Origin of the sequence: Streptomyces sp. NRRL F-5727 (assembly GCF_000719555.1) — a bacterium.
Taxonomy (GTDB): domain Bacteria; phylum Actinomycetota; class Actinomycetes; order Streptomycetales; family Streptomycetaceae; genus Streptomyces.
Map to the genome: position 1 here is coordinate 32,152 of NZ_JOGX01000040.1, position 20,238 is coordinate 52,389.

Here is a 20,238-nt window from a genome sequence, read left to right on the forward strand (position 1 = left end):
TGTTCACGTCCCGACCACTCCTCCGACCGGAGCAACCCCCCCCATGAGAAGACTTCTCGGTACCCTCGCGGCCGCGGCCCTGCCCCTGACCGGCCTTACCGGCCTGAGCGCCGCCAGCGCCACGCCGGCGGCCGCCACCGCCACCACCACCGCCGCCGCCTCTGCCACCGCCGCCACCAGCGGGTCCTTCAGCGTTCTCACGTACAACATCGCCGGTCTCCCTCTCGGCCTCGGCGACAGCGACCCGGAGACGAACACGCCACTCATCGCAGAGCGGCTCGGCCCGTACGACATCGTGAACGTGCAGGAGGACTTCAACTACCACGCTTCCCTGTACGCCCACGACACCCATCCCCACCGCACGGCGACCAGCGGCGGAGCCGCGATAGGCGACGGCCTCAACACCCTCTCCGACTACCCCTTCGAGGACTTCCAGCGGGTCAGGTGGAACCAGTGCACGGGGACCAACTGCCTGACACCGAAGGGCTTCTCGCTGGCCCGCGCGCGGCTCGCCGAAGGCGTCTTCGTCGATCTCTACAACGTCCACACCAACGCCGACAGCACCGATGACGCCCTGGCCGCCCGCCGCGCCAACATCGAGCAGCTGTCGGACTTCATCCAGGCCAACTCCTCCGGCAACGCCGTGATCGTCATGGGAGACACGAACACGCGGTACACGCGCGCGGGCGACAACATCCGCACCCTGCTGTCCGAGAACGGCCTGAAGGACCCGTGGGTCGACTTGGTCAAGGGCGGTACCGCGCCCCCGCAGGGCGGCGACCCGCTGCTCTGCGACTCCGCCGCCCCGACCGACGACTGCGAGGTCGTCGACAAGGTCCTGTACCGCGGCAGCGCACTCCTGAGCCTCGATGCCACCCGCTACCACAACGAGTGGGCGTCCTTCCTCCGCTCCGACGGTAAGCACCTCTCCGACCACTTCCCGCACACGGTCGACTTCTCCTACACCCTCGCCCCGTCCCTGAGGGCGAGCGACTTCTTCGGAGGCCCGCACGGCACCGCGTTCAACGACGCGGACGACCTGCCGGCCACCGTGTCCCCGCGCACCCTGACCCTGCGGGGCGGCTCCCGGCTGGACGCGGTGTCGCTGACGCACGACGGCGGTACGGCCCTGACCCACGGCGGCACGGGCGGCACGGCGACGTCCCTGACACTCGCCGCCGGGGAGCATCTCACCTCGGTGAAGCTGACACGGGGCCAGAAGGACGGGCGCACCCGGGTCTTCTCGGCCTCCTTCACGACCGACCGGGGCCGTACCCTCTCCTCCGGCGTGGCGTCGTCGGACACCCGGACCTTCGCCGCACCGTCCGGCTGGCAGATCGTCGGGTTCACGGGCAGGTCGGGCGACGAGATCGACAAGCTGGGCGTGCTGTACGCGCCGATCGGCTGAGAAGCCCTCGCCCCCGGGGATGCCCGGGGGTCTTGGCGTCGCCCCCTCGCGGGCGCCCGGACCGGTGCGCCGAGGAACGTACCGGACACCCGGTCGGTCTCGCGTCGCCGGTGCCCCTGGTCAAGCCGCGCGCATCTCGCGCCGGTAGCCGCCGGGGGCCTGCCCGTACTCGCGTTTGAACGCCTTGGCGAAGGCGTACTCGGAGCCGTAGCCGGTGTGCGAGGCGACCGTGGACAGGGGGTCCTCGGTCTCCCGCAGGAGCCGCGCGGCGGTCGTCATGCGCCAGCGGGTCACATACGCCATGGGCGGTTCTCCGACCAGGTCGTTGAACCGGCGGGCGAAGGCGGCACGCGACAGCCCCGCGCGGGCGGCCAGTGACTCCACGGTCCACTGGAAGCCGGGCTTCTCGTGGATCGCCGCCAGCGCCGGCCCGACCGCCGCGTCACCGAGCGCGGCGGCCCAGCCCCTGGCGCCGACCGCCGGACGTTCCTCCAGCCAGGCGCGCAGGATGTACAGGAGCAGCGAGTCGATCAGGGCGGGCACGATGCCGCCGGAGCCCGGTCGCGGCTGCTCCAGCTCCGAGCGCAACAGCTGTATGGCCGAGGCGAGTTCGGGGTGCCGGGCAGGGTTCGCGGGCAGATGGATGATCGCCGGCAGTTGTCGTACGAGGGGATGGGGCCGGGCCTTGTCCAGGTGGTAGTTCCCGCACAGCAGGTTGGTGGTGGCGCCCTCGCCGCCGATGGTGACGGTGCCGAGCGGTGAGCCGGGGCTGAACTGCGAGGCCCGTTCGACCTCGGCCGGGGTGTCGGGGTGGTCGGCCAGGATGTGGCCGCGCCCGTCCCGCAGGAAGACCACGTCGCCGGGGCCGAGCGGGAGCGGCGCCTGGTGCGCCGCGTCCTCGAGCGGGACGAGCCAGCACGTGCCCGACAGCACCACGTGGAACCCCGCGCCGGCCACCGGGGGCAGCCTCAGTCCGAAGGGCACCCGTCCGGTGGTCCGGACGGAGACCGGTCGGCCGGTACGCATCGAGGCCAGCACCTCGGTGAGGATGTCCACCTTCCGCTCCTCCGCCCGCTCCCCTGCGCGACTCTCCCTGTCCCCGTCTGCACTCTAACCCGCTCTGCTCAGGCGACCGTCAGGACCACCTTGCCACGGGTGCGACCGGAACCGACCAGCTCGTGGGCCTTCGCCGCCTGCTCCAGCGGGAGCGTCGCCGAGACGTGCGGGCGGATGCGGCCGGCGTCGATCAGGGCGGCGATCGCCTCCAGCGAGGCGTAGTCCGGTTCGACCGAGACTCCGGCGAAGCGGCGGCCCTCCTTCTCGACGCGGGCGGCGAGCTCGGTGTTCCAGTGCTCCATGATGCTGACGAGGGTGCCGCCGGGCTTCAGGACGTGCAGCGCGCGCTCGCCCTCGGAGCTGGAGTCGAAGACGACGTCGACGTCCGCCACCGCTTCGGTGTAGTCGGTGGTGCGGTAGTCGATGACCTCGTCCGCCCCGAGTTCGCTGACGAAGTCGTGGTTGGCGGCGCTCGTCAGGGCGGTGACGTGGGCGCCGCGCGCCTTGGCCACCTGCACCGCGAAGTGGCCGACGCCACCGGCCGCCCGGTGGATCAACACCCGCTGTCCTTCGGTGACCCGGGCCGCGTCGACCAGGCCCTGCCAGGCGGTGAGGGCGGCGAGCGGCACGGCGGCGGCCCGCACGTGGTCCAGCGACGCGGGCTTGCGGGCCACCTGCCGCGAGGGCACCGCCACGTAGTCGGCGTAGCCGGTGGCGGCGCGCGGGAAGAACGGCATGCCGAAGACCTCGTCCCCGGGCTTGAACCGAGCACCGGGTCCGGCCTCCTCGACCACACCGGAGATGTCCCAGCCGACGCCGAACGGCGGCTCGCCCAGGAGCGGGTAGGTGCCGGAGCGCACGGCCACGTCGACCGGGTTGACGCCGCTCGCGTGAACCCGGACCAGGACCTCGCCGCCGAGCGGCGCCGGCTTGTCCCTCTCGGCGAGCTCGAGGACCTCGGGGCCGCCGAAGGACTTCTGGATGACAGCGCGCATGGTGAACTCCCTTGAGCAGTGGTGGACTCGGGGCGACCGCCCCGTCTGCCTCCACACTAGGAAGATCGAACGAGATGCTGAATATCCTCCAGTCTTCGAAAGATGTCCGAGCGTCCACCCACGGGCTGACGACCCCGAGCGACGGAACGGTCCGGGAACTCCCCGCGGGCCGGCCGGCCCTTGGGTGACCTCCGGCTCGTGTGACCGCGTGGAGGGTCTTCCCGAACGGCAGGGGTGGGGACAACCCCACCCGTGATCCACCGGCCGCCGTCATGGTCCCTGACCTGCCCCGTTCCGTACGTTCGACAGGACGAACCCGAACGTACGGAGGAACCCATGGCGCGGGAAGCCGCCCCCTTGACGGCAGCCGTCGAACTTGCCGGAGTACAACGCCGGTACGGCAAGGGAGACCGCGTCGTGCACGCCCTGCGCGGCATCGACCTGAGCCTCCCGCACGGCAGCTTCACCGCCGTCATGGGACCGTCCGGATCCGGCAAGTCGACCTTCCTGCAGTGCGCCGCCGGACTCGACCGCCCCACCGCCGGGTCGGTCCGGCTCGGCGGCACCGAGATCACCCGCCTCGGCGAGAACGAGCTCACCCGACTGCGCCGCAGTCGTCTCGGCTTCGTCTTCCAGGCGTTCAACCTGCTTCCCTCGCTCACCGTCGAGCAGAACGTGCTGCTCCCGCTGCGGCTCGCGGGCCGCCGCCCCGACCGGGACCGCGCCGCCGAGGTCCTCGGGCAGGTCGGCCTCGCCGACAAGGGCGCCCGGCGGCCCTCGGAGCTCTCCGGCGGCCAGCAGCAGCGGGTCGCCATCGCCCGCGCCCTCGTCACCCGGCCGGACGTGATCTTCGGCGACGAGCCCACCGGCGCCCTCGACACCACCACCGCCGCCGAGATCCTCACCCTGCTCCGCGACGCCGTGGACCGGCTCGGCGCGACCGTCGTCATGGTCACCCACGACCCGGTCGCCGCCGCCTACGCCGACCACGTCCTCTTCCTCGCGGACGGCGCCCTCGCCGACCGCCTTCCCCGGTCCACCCCGGCCCGGATCGCCGCCCTGATGACGGACCTCACCTCCACGGCGACGGCCACGTCCCGCGCCCGGGCCGGGGCGGTCGCCTGATGCCGCTCCGACCCAACGGCCTCGCCCGGGCCGCCGTCCGCTTCAAGCCCTCCTCCTTCGTCGGCACCTTCGTCGCGCTGCTGCTCGCCGCCGCCGTCGTCTCCGGGTGCGGGCTGCTGCTCCAGACCGGCCTCACCGCATCCGTGCCGCCCGGCCGTTACGCCGGTGCGGCCGTCGTCGCCGCCGCTGACCAGCAGGTGCACGCCACCGTCGGACGGGGCCCGGAGCGCGAGACCTTCTCCGCCGCCCTGCCCGACCGCGCTCGCCTCGACGCCTCCCTCGTCCACGCCGCCGCCCGCGCCCCGGGCGCCGCCCGTGCCGTCGGCGACGTCAGCTACCCCGTACGCGACGCCGCCGGCACCCCGCTCACCGCCTCCGGCTGGGGCTCCACCGCCTTCACCGGCACCCGGCTCGCCTCCGGCACCGCCCCTGGACCCGGCGGGGTCGTGCTCGGCGGCGGCCACGCGCGCGTGGGGGAGCGCGTCACCCTCGACACCCCGCTCGGCCGGCGGAGCTTCACCGTCTTCGGAACCACCGGCACACCGGGCGTCTGGTTCACCGACGCCCAGGCCCTCGCCCTGTCCGGCCACCCCCGCACCGTCGACGCCATCGCCGTCCTGCCCGCTCCCGGCACCGACCCCGGCGCGCTCGCCGTCGAGGTCGACCGCGCCCTGCGCGGCCGGGCCGAGGTGCGCACCGGCGACGACCGCAGCCTCGCCGAGGGCGCCGCGCTCCCGGCCGCCAAGGAGCTCCTGGTCGCGCTCGGCGGCTCCTTCGGCGGCATCGCCGCCCTGGTCGCCGTGTTCACCGCGGCCGGAACCGTCGCGCTCGGAGTGGGCCAGCGCACCCGCGAGTTCGCCCTGTTGCGGGCCGTCGGCGCCACCCCGCGCCAGCTGCGCCGCTCCATCGCGACCGAGGCCCTGCTGCTCGCCCCGCTCGCCGGCGCCCTCGGCTGCCTGCCCGGACTCGCCCTCGCGACCTGGTGGTTCGGACAGCTCCGGGACAAGGGTGCGGTTCCGCAGGGCGTACGGCTCGACACCGCCCCCCTGCCGTACGCCGCCGCCGTCCTCGTCGTCGTCCTGGCAGCCCTGGGCGCCGGGCTCGCCGCCGCCCGCCGTCCCTCCCGCGTCGCGCCCGGCCTCGCCCTCGCCGAGGCGCAGACCGAGCGGCGCGCGATCGGCCGGGTCCGCACCGTCCTCGGCGTGACCGCCGTCGCGGGCGGCGCCGTGCTCGCCGGGGTCGCCGCCGCCGGTTCCGGCGAGGACGCCGCCAACGCCGCCCTCGGCGTCGTCATGCTCTTCATGCTGGCCGTGGCGCTCCTGGGCCCGCTCCTCGCCCGGCTCAGCGCCACCGTCCTCAGCCTGCCGCTCCACGCCGCCGGGGCGTCGGGGCACCTCGCCGCCGCCAACTCCCGTACCAACGCCCGCCGGCTCGCCTCCGCGCTCACGCCCATCGTGCTCGCGACGTCCTTCGCCTCCACCCTCGTGCTGCTGCACGCCAGCACCGACCGCGCCACCGAGCACCAGCAGCGGGCCGGCGTCATCGCCGACCACGTCGTGACCGCGCCGGGCGGGCTGCCCGTCGACGCCGCCGCCCGCGCCGCCCGCCTTCCGGGCGTCACCGCTGCCGTGGCCGTCCAGCACACCGGCGTCCTGCTCCCGGACCGCGACACGGGATTCCGGAGCGCCACCGCGCTGGCCGTCTCCGCCGACCCCCGCCCCGTGCTCGACCCCGACGTGCGCACCGGCTCCCTCGCCGGCCTGCGCCCCGGCACGGTCGCCGTCGACGCCAACCTCGCCGACGCCGTGGGCGTCCGCCCCGGAGAACGCCTCCCCCTGCGGCTGCCCGACGGCCGCACCGCCTCGCCCCGCGTCGTCGCCACCTACGGGCGCGGCCTCGGCCTCGCCGAGGTCACCCTGCCCGCCGCCGACCTGGCCGGCCACCGCACCATGCCCTACGCCGACGAACTGCTGGTCCGCGGCGGCACGCCGGACCGCCTCACGGCGCTCGGCACCGTCACCGACGCCGCGGGCCGGGCCGCCGCGCAGAGCCGGGACCGCGAGGTCAACGCCTGGGCCAACACCACCATGGCCGCCGTCCTGGGCGGATTCGCGGCCGTCGCCGCCGCCAACACCCTGGTGATGACCGTCCTCGCCCGCCGCCGCGAGCTCCGCACCCTCCGGCTCGTCGGCACGACCCGCCGCCAGGTCCTGCGCATGCTCCGCTGGGAGAGCCTCCTGGTCGGCGTCACCGGAACCGTCCTGGGCGGAGCGATCGCGCTGGCCACCCTCGTGCCCATGACCCACGGCCTCACAGGCGAGGGCCCCTACCTGCCGCCGCTTGTCGTCGGCTCCTTCGCCGCCGCCGCGGTGCTCCTCGCCCTGGTCTCGACCTCCCTCCCCGCCCGGGCCGTGCTGCGATGAGAGTCCGTCGTTCGGGGGAGGCGGGATCAGCCCTGCCGGCGCAGGGCGTCGATGTAGGCGTCGAGTGCCGGTGACGTCTGGGACCGCCGGCGGGTCACGGCGTAGAGCCGTCGGGTCAGGCTGGTTCCGGCGATGTCGCGGATGGCCAGGCTCGGGTCCGCGGCCGGCAGAGTCAGGTCGGGCAGCAGGGTCACCGCGCCCGCTCGGCGGACGAGTTCGAGCTGGACGTCGGCGTCGTTGGACCGGTGCCGGAGGTCGGGGTCGAATCCTCCGTGCGCCCGGCAGGTCCCGATGATCATCGCGTGGTGGCCGGTGCCGCTGCTCGAGGAGGCCCACACCTCGTCGCGCAGCGAGGACAGGGCGACCGGCCCGGGGCGGGCGGCGAGCGGATGCCCCGCCGGCAGAACCAGCCGCGTCCCTTCCCGCAGCAGCAGGCGGTGGTCGACGCCGTCGGGACGCGGACGGGGATGGCCCTCGTACTCGTCGCTGATGACGAGGTCGACGGTGCCCAGGCGCAGCTCGGGCAGGGCCACTTCGAGTTCGAGTTCGGTGATCTCGACCTCGACGAGCGGGTGCAGGCGTGCCACTTCGACCAGCGCGGGGATGAGGAGACGGCGGGCCGCCGACTGCAGACCCACGGCTCGGATCCTGCCCCGGACTTCCCGGCTCAGGTTCGCCAGTTCGGTTTCGGCGGCCTCGGCGGCGTCCAGCAGGACGGTGGCGTGACGGGCGAGCACCTTCCCGGCGTCGGTGAGCCGCACTCCCCGTCCGGCCGGCTCGACCAGGCGGGCACCGGCCTCTCGCTCGAGTACCGCCAGCTGCTGGGAGACCGCCGAGGGGCTGTAGCCGATCGCGGCGGCCACGGCGGCGAGGGTCCCGCGCTCGGCGAGTTCGCGAAGCATCCGCAGGCGGTGGAGATCCGAGAGAACCATCCACAAAGCCTAATGAATCAGCTCCACGATTCGCCGCTGGTCCTTACCGGCGAAGTGGGAGACGCTGGAGCCCGCCGCGGTCCGCACGTCCCCGGCGGGCCCCTTCACCCTCCCCGCCCCACGGAAGGCACCCACGCCCACATGAACGCGCCCACCCCCTCCGTCCCCGCGTCCGGGATCGCGTCCTCGGTCGGAGCGTCGGTCATCTTCGGAACGATCTTCATGATCCCCCCGCACCTCCTGCCGCTGGATCCCGAGCAGATCCTGGGATACCGCATCGTCGCGATGGTCGCCTTCCTGGCCGCCTTCTTCTGCGTGGCGCGGATGTGGGACCAGGCGGCGGCGCTGGTCGGCCGCCTGCGCGCAACACCGCACCTGGTCGGCGTCCTGGTCCTGGACGCCGCCCTCCTGGGGCTGCAACTGTGGCTGTTCGGATGGGCGCCCCAGAGCGGGCACGGCCTCGATCTCTCCCTGGGCTATCTCATCCTGCCGCTGGTCATGGTGGTGGTCAGTGTCGTGGTCTACCGCGAGAAGCTCTCCCGCAGGCGGATCGCGGCCGTCCTCTGCGCCGCCGCGGGAGTCACGGCGGCCGTGGTCCTCGCCGGCGGGCTGCGCTGGCCCACCCTGCTGGTCGCGCTGGGGCTCCCGCTCTACTTCGTCAGCCGGCGCGCCTTCGCCCTGGACTCCGCCGCCGCCCAGCTCCTCGAACTCACCGCGATGCTCCCCTTCTCGGTCCTCGTCCTGACGGTCAAGCCGTCGCTGGACACGGTCATCCACCGCCCACGACTCATCGCCGGACTCGTCCTGCTCGGCCTCCTCAGCGCCGCCGGGTTCGCCCTGTACCTGACCGCCAGCCGCGTCCTGCCCTTCTCCCTGTTCGGGGTACTCGGCTACGTCGAGCCGGTGCTGCTGGTGCTGGTCTCCCTGACGTTCCTGGGCGAGCCGTGGCAGCCGGCCGACTCCTTCGTCTACCTCCCGATCTGCGCCGGACTCGTCCTTCTCGCGCTCGAGCCGACAGCAGGAGAATCCGGCGCCCCGAAGCACCCCGCCCCTCGCTTCGACAGCGCATGCGCGTGATCCGGCGGCCGCAGGCCGGGGTCGAGGCTGCCGCGTAAACCCACCTGCGGATGATCGGCGGGCCGCTCCGTGCCCGTGCACCCTGTCCGCTCAGAGCCAGTTGCGCTCCCGGGCCGCCAGCGCGGCCCGGAAACGGTTCGGTGCGCCGAGGCGGCGCATGAGCGCGGCGACGTGGCTTCGGTAGGTCCGTACGGACATGCCGAGCTCGCGCGCGCCCGCCTCGTCCTTGTCCACCCGGGCCATGGCGTGCAGGACACGGCGCTCGGCGTCACTCGGAAGGTCGTCCGCGAACGCGCACGAGCGGGACCAGCGGGATTCGAAGAGCGTCAACAGGTGCGCCACCAGGCTTGGTTGGCGGACGACCAGGGCGCCGCGGGTGATGTCCAGCCGGTCGGTCGCCACCAGGGCGATCCGCCGGTCGAAGATCACCATCCGTTCCAGCGGCCCGTCCGTGCCCCGTACCTGGGCGCCCCGTTCCGACAGCTCCGAAACGAACCGGCCGACTTCAGGGGAGCCGAGCGCGCGGGTGTGCACGATGGTCCGCATGCGCAGGCCGCGCCGCAGGTACTTCAGGTCGGAGTTCCTGACCGCGTCGAACGCGGCGGTGAGGATCGGCCCCGGGTGCGTGGTCAGCCGCTCCTCGCGGGCGAAGAACGAGAACTCGTCCACGTACGCGACCACTTGGTCGAGGCCCTCGACGTGCTCCAGCTCGGTCGTCCGCCCGCGCTGTCCGGCGCGCCGGTCCTCGGTCAGGCTCTCCACGAGATGCCGCGAGGAGGCGACGCGCCGGATCTCCCCCTGCAGGCCGTGGATCCGCGTCCGCGCCAGCCGATCGACCACGGACACCGGGTCCGTACCGCTGAACCTGCGCTGGTCCGGGGTGACCACCATGCCGAAGTCCCGGAGCCTGTCGAGCGCCCTCACCGCGCTCTCCGGGTCGATCCCGCACCCTTGGGCGATCGCGGCGACCTCCATCCCGGGTGACCGCAGGGTCAACCGGTAGACCGCCTCCTCGCGCGCGCTCACCCCGAGGAGCGCGAGTGCGTTGACTTCCGCCGTGTCCATTCCGAATCCCCGTTTTTCCTGTCGGCCGTACGAAACGACGTCGATCGTCCACCATGCCTCACGCGCCTTTTAGGGACCTAGGTCCTTACCGCCCATAAGTCGAGGCTATGGGGCCATAGACCGCGTTGACCTGCAGGAAGCTGCGGCCGCGGTCCGCAGGAAGTGCCCCCGGTCTCCTTCTCGACAGCCCTCCGACCGCCCGTAGTTTTGCTCGGGTCCGTGGTGGCTCATACAGGAGAAGAGAAACAGTGAGGCGGAAACACGCAACCCGTACGGCGATCGTCGGGCTCGCGAGCGGAATGCTGCTGGGCGGCGCTGCGGCGACAGCGCCCGCGGCGGACGACGGGGCCGGCGGCGCCCCGGACGGCACCATCGTCGCCACGTCGTACAGACTCGTGGCCTCGGACTACATCGGGGACTTGGACCTGCCGGAGGGTGGGGACGGACAGGTCGGCGGCCTGCTCAAGGTGACGACCAGCGACGGCCGCACCCTGTTCGCCTACTGTCTCGACGCCGCCACCCCGACGGAGGACGGCGCCGCATACCGGGAGGCCGGCCGGTCCGACGTCCCCACGCTGAAGGACAACCGGGACGCGGGGAAGATCGACTGGGTGCTGCGGCACGCCTACCCGGTCGTGTCCGAGGACGCGCTCGGCGAGCTGATCGGCGCGAAGCTCTCCAAGGGCGCGGCGGCCGGTGCGACCCAGGCCGCCCTCTGGCGCTTCTCCCACCAGGGCAAGGCGGTCCCGTGGAACCCGGCCGCGGCCGACCTCGCCGACTACCTCGTGGCCCACGCCGAGGACGCCGAGGAGCCGGTCCGGCCGCTGTCCCTCGCCCCCGGCAGCGTGACCGGGGCCGCCGGGTCGCTCCTCGGCCCGATCGGGATCAGCACCTCGGGCGACCGGGTCGCCGTCACCCTCGACCCCGCGGCCGCCGCCGCCGGCGTGACGCTGACCGACCCGGAGGGCACCGTGCTCTCCGGCGCCGACGGCAAGCCGACCCGGCCTGCGAAAGACGGTGACGCGCTGTACGTGAACGTGCCGTCCGACGCGCGCCAGGGCGGCGCCACGGTGTCGGCGACGTCCCTGGTGCCGACCCGGGTGGGCCAGAAGCTCGTCAGCGCGGACAGCCAGCCGCTGGCCCTCGTGAGCGGCGACCGCATCCCCGTCACCGCGGACGCGAGGGCGGACTGGACCGCCGCCGCCTCGCCGTCGCCCACGGCGGACCCGAGCGGCTCGGCGAGCGCGGCCCCCGGTCACTCCACGTCCCCCACCGCACCGGGCGGTGCCACGACCACCCCGGGCACTCCCGGCACGTCGGCGAGCGCAAGCGCGGGCCCGCACCCGGGCGGCACTACGACCACCCCGGCCACCCCCGGTACGTCGGCGAGCGCGAGCGCGGGTCCGCACCCGGGCGGCACCACGGGCCCGGACACCACGGGCGGTGCCACGCCTCCGCCCACCGCCGGAGACCCGGAGCTGGCCTCCACCGGCACCGGCGGCGTCCTCGGGTTCCTCGCCGCCGCAGCCGGCGGGCTGGCCACGATCGGCGGCGCCGTGGTCCTCCTCCACGAGTACCGCCGCCGCTTCCGCACCGAGGACTGAGCCGGCCCGAAGGCCGACGGCAAAGGGCCCCCGGGCCGGCGGTGATGCCGGTCCGGGGGCGGGCAGAGCCGAGTCAGCGGTCGACCAGCCGTGGACGCGAGGCATCGCCCATGGACTCCGCGTCGCTGCCGTCGCCGTCGTCGGTGCCGACCGGGCCGCGCGGAAGTATCCGGTCCAGCCACGTCGGCAGCCACCAGTTGGTCCGGCCCAGGAGCGTCATGGTGGCCGGTACCAGCACCATGCGTACCACCGTGGCGTCGATGAAGATCGCGGTGGCCAGGCCGAGCCCGAACATCTTCGTGGACGGGTCGTCGGCGACGGCGAAGGACAGGAAGACCGCCACCATGATGAGGGCGGCCGAGGTGATGATCCGGGCGGTGCGCGAGACGCCCTCGACGATCGCCGTGCCGTTGTCGCCGGTGCGCAGGTACTCCTCGCGCACGCGGGAGAGGAGGAACACCTCGTAGTCCATCGACAGGCCGAACAGGATGGCGAAGAGGAACATCGGGATGAACGACACGATCGGAACCGTCGCTTCCAGCCCGATGAGCGAGCCTCCCCAGCCCCACTGGAAGACCGCGACCATGATGCCGTAGGCCGCGCCGATGCTCAGCAGGTTCAGCAGGACCGCCTTGAGCGGGACGAGTACCGAGCGGAAGACCAGCAACAGCAGCAGGAACGACGTCGCCAGCACGGTGGCGACGAGCACCGGCAGGCGTTCGCTGGTGCGCCGGCCCACATCGGACAGGCTCGCGGCGGCGCCGCCGACGTGGGCCCTGGCCGGGCCGTCCCCGATCGTCGCGGGCAGCACGTCGGTGCGCAGCCGGGCGATGGTGTCGGTCGTGGCCTTGTCCTGAGGACTCGTGGTCGGGAACACCACGAGCGTCGCGATGCCGGTGGCCCGGTCGACGTGCGCCGGCGCGACGGACGCGATGCCCGGATCCGCCGCGACCGCGGCGACGAGTCGGTCCAGCACTCCCGGATCACCGGTCGGGTCCGCGGCGATGACGAGGGGACCGTTGGTGCCCGGACCGAACCCCTCGGCGACGAGGTCGTACGCGCGGCGCTCGGTACGGCTCTGCGGCAGTGAGCCGTCGTCGGGCAGGCCGACGCGCAGGCCGAGCACCGGCAGCGTCGCGGTCAGCAGCAGCCCCGCCGCGCCGACCGCGTACGGCACCGGGTGCCGGCTGACGTGCCCGACCCAGCGACGCCACCCGGCGGCGGGGGCTGCCCCTGCCCCCGGGTCTCGCCGCCGCGCGAGCCGGCCCGGCTTCCTGCGCTGCAGGGCCCGGCCGACCCGGCCGGCCCGGGCCAGGCGTGGGCCGGCGGCGCCGAGGAAGGCCGGCAGCAGCGTCACCGACGCGAACACCATGATCAGAACGACGATCGAGACGGCGACCCCGCCCACCGTCATGAACGGCACGTTCGCGACCGCCAGGCCGAGGATCGACACGACGACGGTGCCGCCTGCGAAGACCACCGGCCGCCCCGCCGTCGCCACCGCTCGCCCGGCCGCCGCCTGCGGATCGAGCCCGCGCGCGAGGTACTCCCGGTGCCTGGCGAGCACGAACAGCGCGTAGTCGATGCCCACTCCGAGCCCGACCATGCTGCCCAGGACCGGTGCGAAGGTGGGGACCTCCGTCACCCCCGCCAGTACCGTCATCGTGGCGACCCCGACGGTCAGCCCGAAGACCGCCATGCCGATCGGCAGCGCGGCGGCGACGAGCGAACCGAACGCCAGGAACAGGATCGCGGCCGCGGCGAGGAGGCCGATCAGTTCGCTCACGCCGCCGTCGGGGTCGGAGAAGGCGTAGAAGAGGTTCCCGCCCATCTCGACACGCAGCGGCAGTTCGGCGCGCAGCCGGTCGCCGAGATCGACGAGGGCGTGGAGGTCATCGGCCGACAGCCGGCTCTGGTCGGGGTACTGCACCCGGACGACCGCGATCCGCCCGTCGGCCGAGACGAGCCCGCCGCGCACGGCGGTGTCCCCGCCCGCGTCGAGCGCCCCCGCCGGGTCGCTCGTGCCGAGCACGTGCGGCAGCCGCCTCACGTCGCTCTGCAGCCGCGTGAGAGCGGTGCGCGCGCTGCCCTGGTCGAAGAAGGTCGCAGCGTCGTCGAGGGGAGTGACGACCACTTGGGCGGTCATCCCCTCCTGGCCGGTGCCGGCCCGCTCGATCAGTTCCGCGGCCCGCTGGGAGTCGAGTCCCGGAGCGGTCATCGAGTCCGCGGTACGCCCGCCGAAGGCGACGGCGGCGAGGACGACGAGCGTGGCGGCGACCAGCCATGCCGCGATCACCCGCCAGGGATGGCGGGCGGCGCTTGCGCCCAGGCGCAACAGGGCTTTCGAGAGCATCAGGTCCTCCAACCACCTCGGCGGCCGTCCTTGTACGGCCACCCGTGCCGAGGCTCCTCGCCGCGGCGCTCCGCGGCATCGGCCCGCGGGCCGCGGATCCGTCGGCCCCGGGGCGGAGTGACGACCCGTCCTTTCGGCCGATGCGCGGCACGCCTCGGCCCCTAGGCTGAGAACCGTGCTCCGAGACGACCTGCGAACCCTGCGAACCCTGTGGACCGAGCCCCGGCCGCACGGCGCGCCCGCCCGGGTGGGGCGGGACTGGGCGCTGCTCGCCGTGGGTCTTGCCGGCGTGGCGCTGGAGGCCACCCTGCGCGAGGACGTCGTGTGGCGGCCGGCGGCGGTGGTGGTCGCCGTGTGGCTGTGCCTGCTGCCCCTGTGGCGCCGGACCCGCCCGCTGGCGATGGTGACGCTGGCGTTCGGCGCGATCCTCCTGCTTGCGGTGGCCTCGCTCGTCGTCGCGCCGCGCGAGCCCGTCGGCCTGTACACCGGCGCGGTCGTGCTCGTGCTGGTGTACGCGCTGCCCCGGTGGGGTTCGGGACGCGAGATCGTGCTGGGCGGCGCGGTGATCCTCGCGGTCGGCACGCTGTGTGTCGTCATGGACGAGACCCCGCTCGTCGAGAAGGTCGTGGGCCTGGTCTTCCTGCTGCTGCCCGGCGTGGTCGGGGCTGCCGTACGGTTCCGGGTGACCGCTCGCGAGCGGCAGTTGGAGCAGGTGCGCTCCCGCGAGCGCGAGCAGCTCGCCAGGGAACTGCACGACACGGTGGCCCACCACGTGTCGGCCATGGTGATCATCGCCCAGGCGGGCCGGGTGCTCGCGGGCACCGACCCGTCCGCCGCCGTCCAGGCGCTGGAGGGGGTCGAGGAGGAAGGGGCGCGCACGCTGGAGGAGATGCGCGCCATGGTCGCCGCGCTGCGCGACCGCGGCGTCGGCGCCGAGCTGGCGCCCCCTGCCGGAGTCGCGGATCTGGAGCGCCTGGTACGCACCCCGGGCGGTCGCCTCAGGGTCGACCTGGGACTCGACGGCGAACTGGACGCGCTGCCCCCGGCCGTGGACGCGGCCGTCTACCGGATCGTGCAGGAGTCGGTGACCAACGCGCTGCGCCACGCGGTCGACGCGACCGAGCTCGTCGTTCGGGTCGCCGCGGAGCGGCACACGGTACGGGTGAGCGTGCGCGACAACGGCCGACGCACCGGCCGGGGCCGCGACGGATACGGACTTACCGGATTGCGCGAACGCGCGACCCTGCTCGGCGGCACACTACGAGCGGGCCCGGGCACCGACCGCGGCTGGCACGTCGAAGCCGAACTGCCCGGAGCGAGGAGCGAGAGCGGTGTCCATACGCGTCCTCGTCGCTGACGACCAGGCGATCATCCGTACCGGGTTGCGGATCATGCTGAACGCCCAGCCCGGCATCGAGGTGGTCGGCGAGGCCGCCGACGGGCGGGAAGCGGTACGCCTGGCCCGCGAACTGCGCCCCGACGTCTGCCTGTTCGACATCCGCATGCCCGTACTCGACGGGCTGGAGGCCACCCGGCTGGTCGCCGGCCCGGGCGTCGCCGACCCGCTGGCCGTGGTCGTCATCACCACCTTCGACCTCGACGAGTACGTCTACGGCTCACTGCGCGCGGGCGCCCGCGGATTCCTCCTCAAGGACACGGGACCGGACCTGCTGGCGCAGGCCGTACGGTCGGCGTCCGACGGTGAGGCGCTCATCGCGCCCAGCGTCACCGTCCGCCTGCTCCAGACCTTCGCGGACCTGCCCGCCGGCCGGCCCGTCGCCCAGCCGGTCTCGCCCGTCACCGCCCGCGAGGAGCAGGTGCTCCTCGCCGTCGCCCGCGGACTGACCAACACCGAGATCGCCGACGCACTGCACATCAGCCTCAGCACGGTGAAGACGCACCTGGCCAGCCTGATGGCCAAACTGGGCGCCCGCAACCGGGTCGAGATCGCGATGTGGGCCTACGAGACGCGCCGCCTCCTCCCCGGAACCTGAGCCGGGTGCCCGGCGCGCCGTCGCCGGCCTTCCGGGCGACCTCCTACGGCTCGCGGCCGCACCCTCGACGTGTCGGCCGCCCCGCGCGACGAGCGGCTCAACCGGCGTCGCCGCGCCTGGTGGTCTGCGCGGCAGGATCGGGTACGGCCGGCGAGGCGACCCAGCTGCGCAGCAGCCGCACCGCTTCAGCGGTCGGCGACTGCGGCTCGACGTTGTAGACGCACAGCGTCTGCTCGGCGTCGCCGGGGACCTGGAAGGACTCGTAGGCGAAGTGCATCTCCCCGACCAGCGGGTGTACGTAGTGCTTGTCCCCGTGGGTGCGGCGCAGCACCTTGTGGTCGTTCCACCAGCCGGAGAACTCCGGTGAGCGCAACGTGAGTTCGCCGACCAGGTCGGCCAGTTGCCGGTCGTTGGGGTAGCGGCCGGCCTCCAGGCGCAGGATCGCCACGGTTTCGGCGGCGATCCTCTCCCAGTCCCCGACGCGCTCGCGCGCCTGGGGGTCCAGCAGGTAGTACCGGGCCAGGTTGCGGCGCTGGGCGGGCAGCGCCTCGAAGTCCGTCAGCACCGCGCGGGCCAGCTGGTTGGCGGCCAGCACATCGGTGCGCCGCCCCAGGATGAACGCCGGCACGTGACCGAGCGTCTCCAGCATCAGGAACAGTCCCGGCCGCACCCGCTGGGGCCGCTGGGGGCCGCGCCCCACCGCGCCGCGGCGGGCCAGCAGCAGGTCGCCGAGGTGTTCGCGCTCCGAGGCGTCCAGTCGCAGGGCCCGCGACAGCGCCTCGACGACCTCGGGCGACGGGTTGCCCGCCCGTCCCTGCTCCAGTCGCGTGTAGTACTCGGTGCTCATTCCGGCCAGCCGTGCCACCTCGTCCCGGCGCAGCCCCGGCACGCGCCGGACGCGGCCGTCCGGGTCGAGTCCTGCCTCTTCCGGTCTGATCGCGGCCCGACGGGTGCGGAGAAAGCCGGCGATCTCTTTGCTGCGATCCATACCCCCAGTGTGACCACGGCCCGACCGGGCCGTCCGCCCCAGGGTGGCCCTCCCAGTACCAGCCGGGACAGGGCCGGCTATGGCCGCGCCGGCGGGGCACCGGGCCGCTGTGATGGAGAACGTACCGAGACCCACTCGGCGCCCACCCCGATCCCGACGGAGGAACACCGTGTCCACCCTTGCCCCCACCACCCCGCTCCGAGACCGCGTCGCCGTGATCACCGGCGCCTCCAGCGGCATCGGTGAAGCCACCGCCGAGAAGCTCGCCTCGCTCGGTGCTCGCGTCGTCGTCGTGGCCCGCCGCGCCGACCGCCTGCAGAACCTGGTCGAGCGGATCGCCGAGAACGGCGGCACCGCCGTCGCCATCGCCGCCGACGTCACCGACCCCACGGCCGTCCAGGCCGCGGCGGACCGCGTCGAGGCCGAGCTGGGCGGCGCCGACCTGCTCTTCAACAACGCCGGCGTCATGCTGCCCGCCCCGATCGAGGAGCGGGCGGCCGGCCAGTGGCAGCACCAGATCGACCTGAACATCGCCGGACTGATGCACGTCATCGGTGCGTTCACCCCGCAGCTGGTCCGCGCCGGACAGGAGCGCGGCGTCGCCGACCTGATCAACACCTCGTCCATCGCGGCGCAGAACATCTTCCCGACCTTCGCCGTCTACTCCGCCACGAAGGCGTACGTCACCCACCTCTCGCGCCACCTGCGCGCCGAGCTGGGCTCCAGGAACGTCCGGGTGTCGGCCGTCGAGCCCGGCATCGTCGGCACCGAACTGCAGAGCCACGTCACCGACCAGGGCGCCCTGGACTGGCTGGAAGGCTCCAAGAAGTCGATGGAGTGGCTCACCGCGCAGGACATCGCCGAGACCATCGGCTTCATCGCCGCCCTGCCGCCGCGCGTCAACCTTCAGCAGGTCACGATCATGCCGACCGCCCAGGCCGGCTGACACCCCGAGCGCCACGGACACGCTCAGCCGGCGAGGCCGAGGGCGTTCAGCGCTTCGGCGACGTCACGGCGTGCGGCCTCGTCCAGCCCGCGCAGCGGGCGCGGCAGGTTCGGCTCTTCCGTCAGCCCGAGGTGGGAGGCGGCGGCGGACATGACGCGCAGGCTGCCGTGGCGGCGGAAGAGTGCCCACAGCGGCTCAAGGGCGTCGGACAGCTCCGTGGCCGCCCCCACGTCACCGGCCTGGGCGGCACGGGTGAGGGCGAGCGCGGTCAGCGGGAAGGTGCCGCCGATCACCGAGTACCAGGCGTCGCATCCGGCGCTGAGACCACGGGCGGCCGTCCAGTCCCCGCTCACCCCGATGGTGACCGTGTCGGGGATCAGCGCCCGCAGGGCGTCGACGCGGGCCTCGGCCTGCGCCGGATCATCCGGCACGCCCGGGATCTTGATCGAGCCGACGTTCGGCAACTGGGCGATCCGGCCGTGCAGTTCGTCGCTGAAGTGCACATGTGTGGTGCCGGGGTTGTCGTACACGCACAAGGGCACCGACAGCTCGCGGGTGACGTCCTCGTACAGGCCGAACACCTCGTCCTCGGTGAGCGGCTGGTACGTCAGCGGCGCGAGCAGCACCGCGGAGGCCCCGGCCTTCTGGGCGTCCTCGGCCAGGGCGAGGACGTGCGAGGTGCGCAGCGCGCCGATGCCCGCCATGACGGGCGTCCCGTCGGCGGCCTCGACCGCGATCTTCAGGGCGTGGGCGCGCTCCTCGCGGGTGAGGTAGGCGTAGCCGCCGGTGGAGCCGAGCGCGCCGACGGAGTCGACGCCGGCGGCGGCGAGACGGGCGACGAGCGCGGCGTACGCCGTGGTGTCGATGCCGTTCTCGTCGGTGGGGGTGAGGGGGAAGGCGCTGAGGCCGTGGAACACGGTGACTCCTTGAGGAGGGGAGACGGTTGTCAGTCCGCGGGGCGCAGGTCGGCGACGACCGCGGCGAGGTCGGTGGCGAACGCCTCGGCCTGCGAAGCGGTGAGGGTGGAGCTGGTGATCCGGATCGCGCCCCGGCGGGTGGACGGGTCCCGGACGAAGAGGTCGCCGGGGCGTACGGCCCAGCCCCGCGCGGCCAGCGCCCCGACCACGGACCGGCCGTCGACGTCGAGTTCGACCCAGACGTTCAGCCCGTCGGGCCGGTAGGGCACCTCGATGCCGTGGGCGTGCAGCCGCTGGATGAGCAGGTCGCTGCGGTGCGCGTACGCTTCGCGGGCCTGTTCGTGGAGTTCCTGCACGCCGGGGTCGACGAGCAGTTCGTGGGCGGTGTGCTGCAGGAGGCGGCTGACCCAGGTGGTGCCGGCGCTGAGCCGCGCCTCCAGGCGTGTGGCGCTCTCCGCGTCGGCGGCGACGAGGGCGAGACGCAGGTCCGGGCCGAGGAACTTGGAGACGGACCGCACGAGTGCCCAGCGTGCCGTGGTCGGAGGGGTGATCCGGTGGTACGGGCGTGCGGAGACGGCCGAGAAGTGGTCGTCCTCGATCACCAGGACCTGCGGGTGGTCGGCGAGGATCGCGCGGAGCTCGGCGGCCCGTACCTCGGTCAGGCTCGCGCCGGTCGGGTTGTGGGCGCGCGGCGTGCAGACGACCGCGCGGGCGCCGTTCTCGAGGGCGGCGCGCAGGGCGTCGGGGCGCATGCCCGCGCCGTCGACCGGGACCGGTGCGGACTGGTAGCCGTTCAGCCGCAGGGTGCCGATGCTCGCCAGGAAGCAGGGGTCCTCGACCGCCACGAGGTCGCCCCGGGCCAGGTGGGCGTTCAGGAGCCGCTCGGTGGCGTCGACCGCTCCGTGCGCGACCAGCGTCCGGAACGGCTGGTCGATGTCCTCGGCGAAGTCGGCCGCCGCCCACGCGGCCAGCTCCTCGTCGACGGCGGGCGTGCCGTACAGGGGCTGGGAGTACTGCCCGCTGCGCGCCGCGGCCAGGATGTCCGGCAGCAGCCGCGGGTCCGGGTTGCCGCTGGCCAGGTCGACGCAGGCGCCGCCGACACCGACGCCCTCGCGGGCGAGCTGCGGCACCGCGGCGATCACCGTGCCGCCACGCCCCCGGGTCTCGGCCACCCCGGCCTCCACCAGCCGCCGGTACGCCAGGGCGACCGTGTTCCGGTTCACTCCGAGCTCGGCGGCGAGCGCCCGCACCGGCGGCAGCATCGCCTGCGGCGCGAGCGCGCCCGATGCGACCTGGTCGCGCACGCTGCCGGCGATCTCCGCCGCGGTCGTACCTGTGATCGGCACGTGATCACC

16 protein-coding genes are annotated in these 20,238 nt (G+C 73.8%); 8 read left to right on the top strand and 8 right to left on the bottom strand.

The window, feature by feature from the left end; genetic code table 11:
* The first annotated feature begins 43 nt into the window (after window positions 1–43).
* The gene (locus IF73_RS0124740; protein ID WP_031011771.1) at window positions 44–1,408 is read left to right on the top strand and encodes a jacalin-like lectin; all 1,365 of its coding nucleotides are present in this window, start codon (window positions 44–46) and stop codon (window positions 1,406–1,408) included.
* Between the two features lie 120 nt (window positions 1,409–1,528).
* On the opposite strand, the gene IF73_RS0124745 is transcribed toward IF73_RS0124740, so the two are convergent.
* Window positions 1,529–2,464 carry an AraC family transcriptional regulator gene (locus IF73_RS0124745; protein WP_031011773.1) on the bottom strand — a complete coding sequence of 312 codons (936 nt, stop codon included), beginning with the start codon at window positions 2,462–2,464 and terminating at the stop codon, window positions 1,529–1,531.
* Between the two features lie 68 nt (window positions 2,465–2,532).
* Window positions 2,533–3,459: an NADP-dependent oxidoreductase gene (locus IF73_RS0124750; RefSeq protein ID WP_031011775.1), complete on the bottom strand. Its 927-nt coding sequence runs from the start codon at window positions 3,457–3,459 to the stop codon at window positions 2,533–2,535.
* Window positions 3,460–3,795: 336 nt separating this feature from the next.
* Here IF73_RS0124750 and IF73_RS0124755 point away from each other — a divergent pair, with 336 nt between their 5' ends.
* Complete coding sequence (locus IF73_RS0124755) at window positions 3,796–4,584, top strand: ABC transporter ATP-binding protein (protein ID WP_037880364.1); 789 nt, start codon at window positions 3,796–3,798, stop codon at window positions 4,582–4,584.
* Window positions 4,584–7,007 carry an FtsX-like permease family protein gene (locus tag IF73_RS0124760; RefSeq protein WP_031011779.1) on the top strand — a complete coding sequence of 808 codons (2,424 nt, stop codon included), beginning with the start codon at window positions 4,584–4,586 and terminating at the stop codon, window positions 7,005–7,007. The genes IF73_RS0124755 and IF73_RS0124760 overlap by 1 nt, the downstream gene beginning before the upstream one ends.
* A 26-nt stretch (window positions 7,008–7,033) precedes the next feature.
* Here the strand turns inward: IF73_RS0124760 and IF73_RS0124765 are convergent, their stop codons facing one another.
* Window positions 7,034–7,939, bottom strand: coding sequence for a LysR family transcriptional regulator (locus IF73_RS0124765; protein ID WP_031011781.1), 906 nt, complete (start codon window positions 7,937–7,939; stop codon window positions 7,034–7,036).
* A gap of 141 nt (window positions 7,940–8,080) precedes the next feature.
* On the opposite strand from IF73_RS0124765, the gene rarD reads away from it, so the two are divergent.
* Window positions 8,081–9,016, top strand: coding sequence for an EamA family transporter RarD (gene rarD, locus IF73_RS0124775; RefSeq protein ID WP_051717278.1), 936 nt, complete (start codon window positions 8,081–8,083; stop codon window positions 9,014–9,016).
* Between the two features lie 90 nt (window positions 9,017–9,106).
* Here rarD and IF73_RS0124780 read toward each other — a convergent pair whose 3' ends face one another.
* Window positions 9,107–10,081, bottom strand: a complete 975-nt coding sequence (locus IF73_RS0124780) for a response regulator transcription factor (RefSeq protein ID WP_031011785.1) — start codon at window positions 10,079–10,081, stop codon at window positions 9,107–9,109.
* Between the two features lie 248 nt (window positions 10,082–10,329).
* Between IF73_RS0124780 and IF73_RS38840 the strand changes: the two genes are divergently transcribed.
* A complete protein-coding gene (locus tag IF73_RS38840; protein WP_158822136.1) occupies window positions 10,330–11,685 on the top strand; it encodes a thioester domain-containing protein in 1,356 nt (451 codons plus the stop codon).
* Between the two features lie 73 nt (window positions 11,686–11,758).
* Here the strand turns inward: IF73_RS38840 and IF73_RS0124790 are convergent, their stop codons facing one another.
* A complete protein-coding gene (locus tag IF73_RS0124790; protein WP_031011788.1) occupies window positions 11,759–14,038 on the bottom strand; it encodes an MMPL family transporter in 2,280 nt (759 codons plus the stop codon).
* 175 nt (window positions 14,039–14,213) lie between these two features.
* On the opposite strand from IF73_RS0124790, the gene IF73_RS0124795 reads away from it, so the two are divergent.
* Window positions 14,214–15,395 (top strand): sensor histidine kinase, encoded by a 1,182-nt coding sequence (locus tag IF73_RS0124795; RefSeq protein ID WP_031011790.1) that lies wholly within the window; start codon window positions 14,214–14,216, stop codon window positions 15,393–15,395.
* Entirely contained in the window at window positions 15,370–16,032 is a 663-nt protein-coding gene (locus tag IF73_RS0124800; protein WP_031011792.1) for a response regulator, read from the top strand. The genes IF73_RS0124795 and IF73_RS0124800 overlap by 26 nt, the downstream gene beginning before the upstream one ends.
* Before the next feature lie 97 nt (window positions 16,033–16,129).
* Here the strand turns inward: IF73_RS0124800 and IF73_RS0124805 are convergent, their stop codons facing one another.
* Window positions 16,130–17,020, bottom strand: coding sequence for a helix-turn-helix transcriptional regulator (locus IF73_RS0124805; protein WP_031011794.1), 891 nt, complete (start codon window positions 17,018–17,020; stop codon window positions 16,130–16,132).
* Between the two features lie 169 nt (window positions 17,021–17,189).
* Here IF73_RS0124805 and IF73_RS0124810 point away from each other — a divergent pair, with 169 nt between their 5' ends.
* Window positions 17,190–17,966 (top strand): SDR family oxidoreductase, encoded by a 777-nt coding sequence (locus tag IF73_RS0124810; protein ID WP_031011796.1) that lies wholly within the window; start codon window positions 17,190–17,192, stop codon window positions 17,964–17,966.
* A gap of 23 nt (window positions 17,967–17,989) precedes the next feature.
* Here IF73_RS0124810 and IF73_RS0124815 read toward each other — a convergent pair whose 3' ends face one another.
* Entirely contained in the window at window positions 17,990–18,883 is an 894-nt protein-coding gene (locus IF73_RS0124815) for a dihydrodipicolinate synthase family protein (protein WP_031011797.1), read from the bottom strand.
* Between the two features lie 29 nt (window positions 18,884–18,912).
* Entirely contained in the window at window positions 18,913–20,229 is a 1,317-nt protein-coding gene (locus tag IF73_RS0124820; protein ID WP_031011798.1) for an aminotransferase class I/II-fold pyridoxal phosphate-dependent enzyme, read from the bottom strand.
* Between the last annotated feature and the right edge of the window lie 9 nt (window positions 20,230–20,238).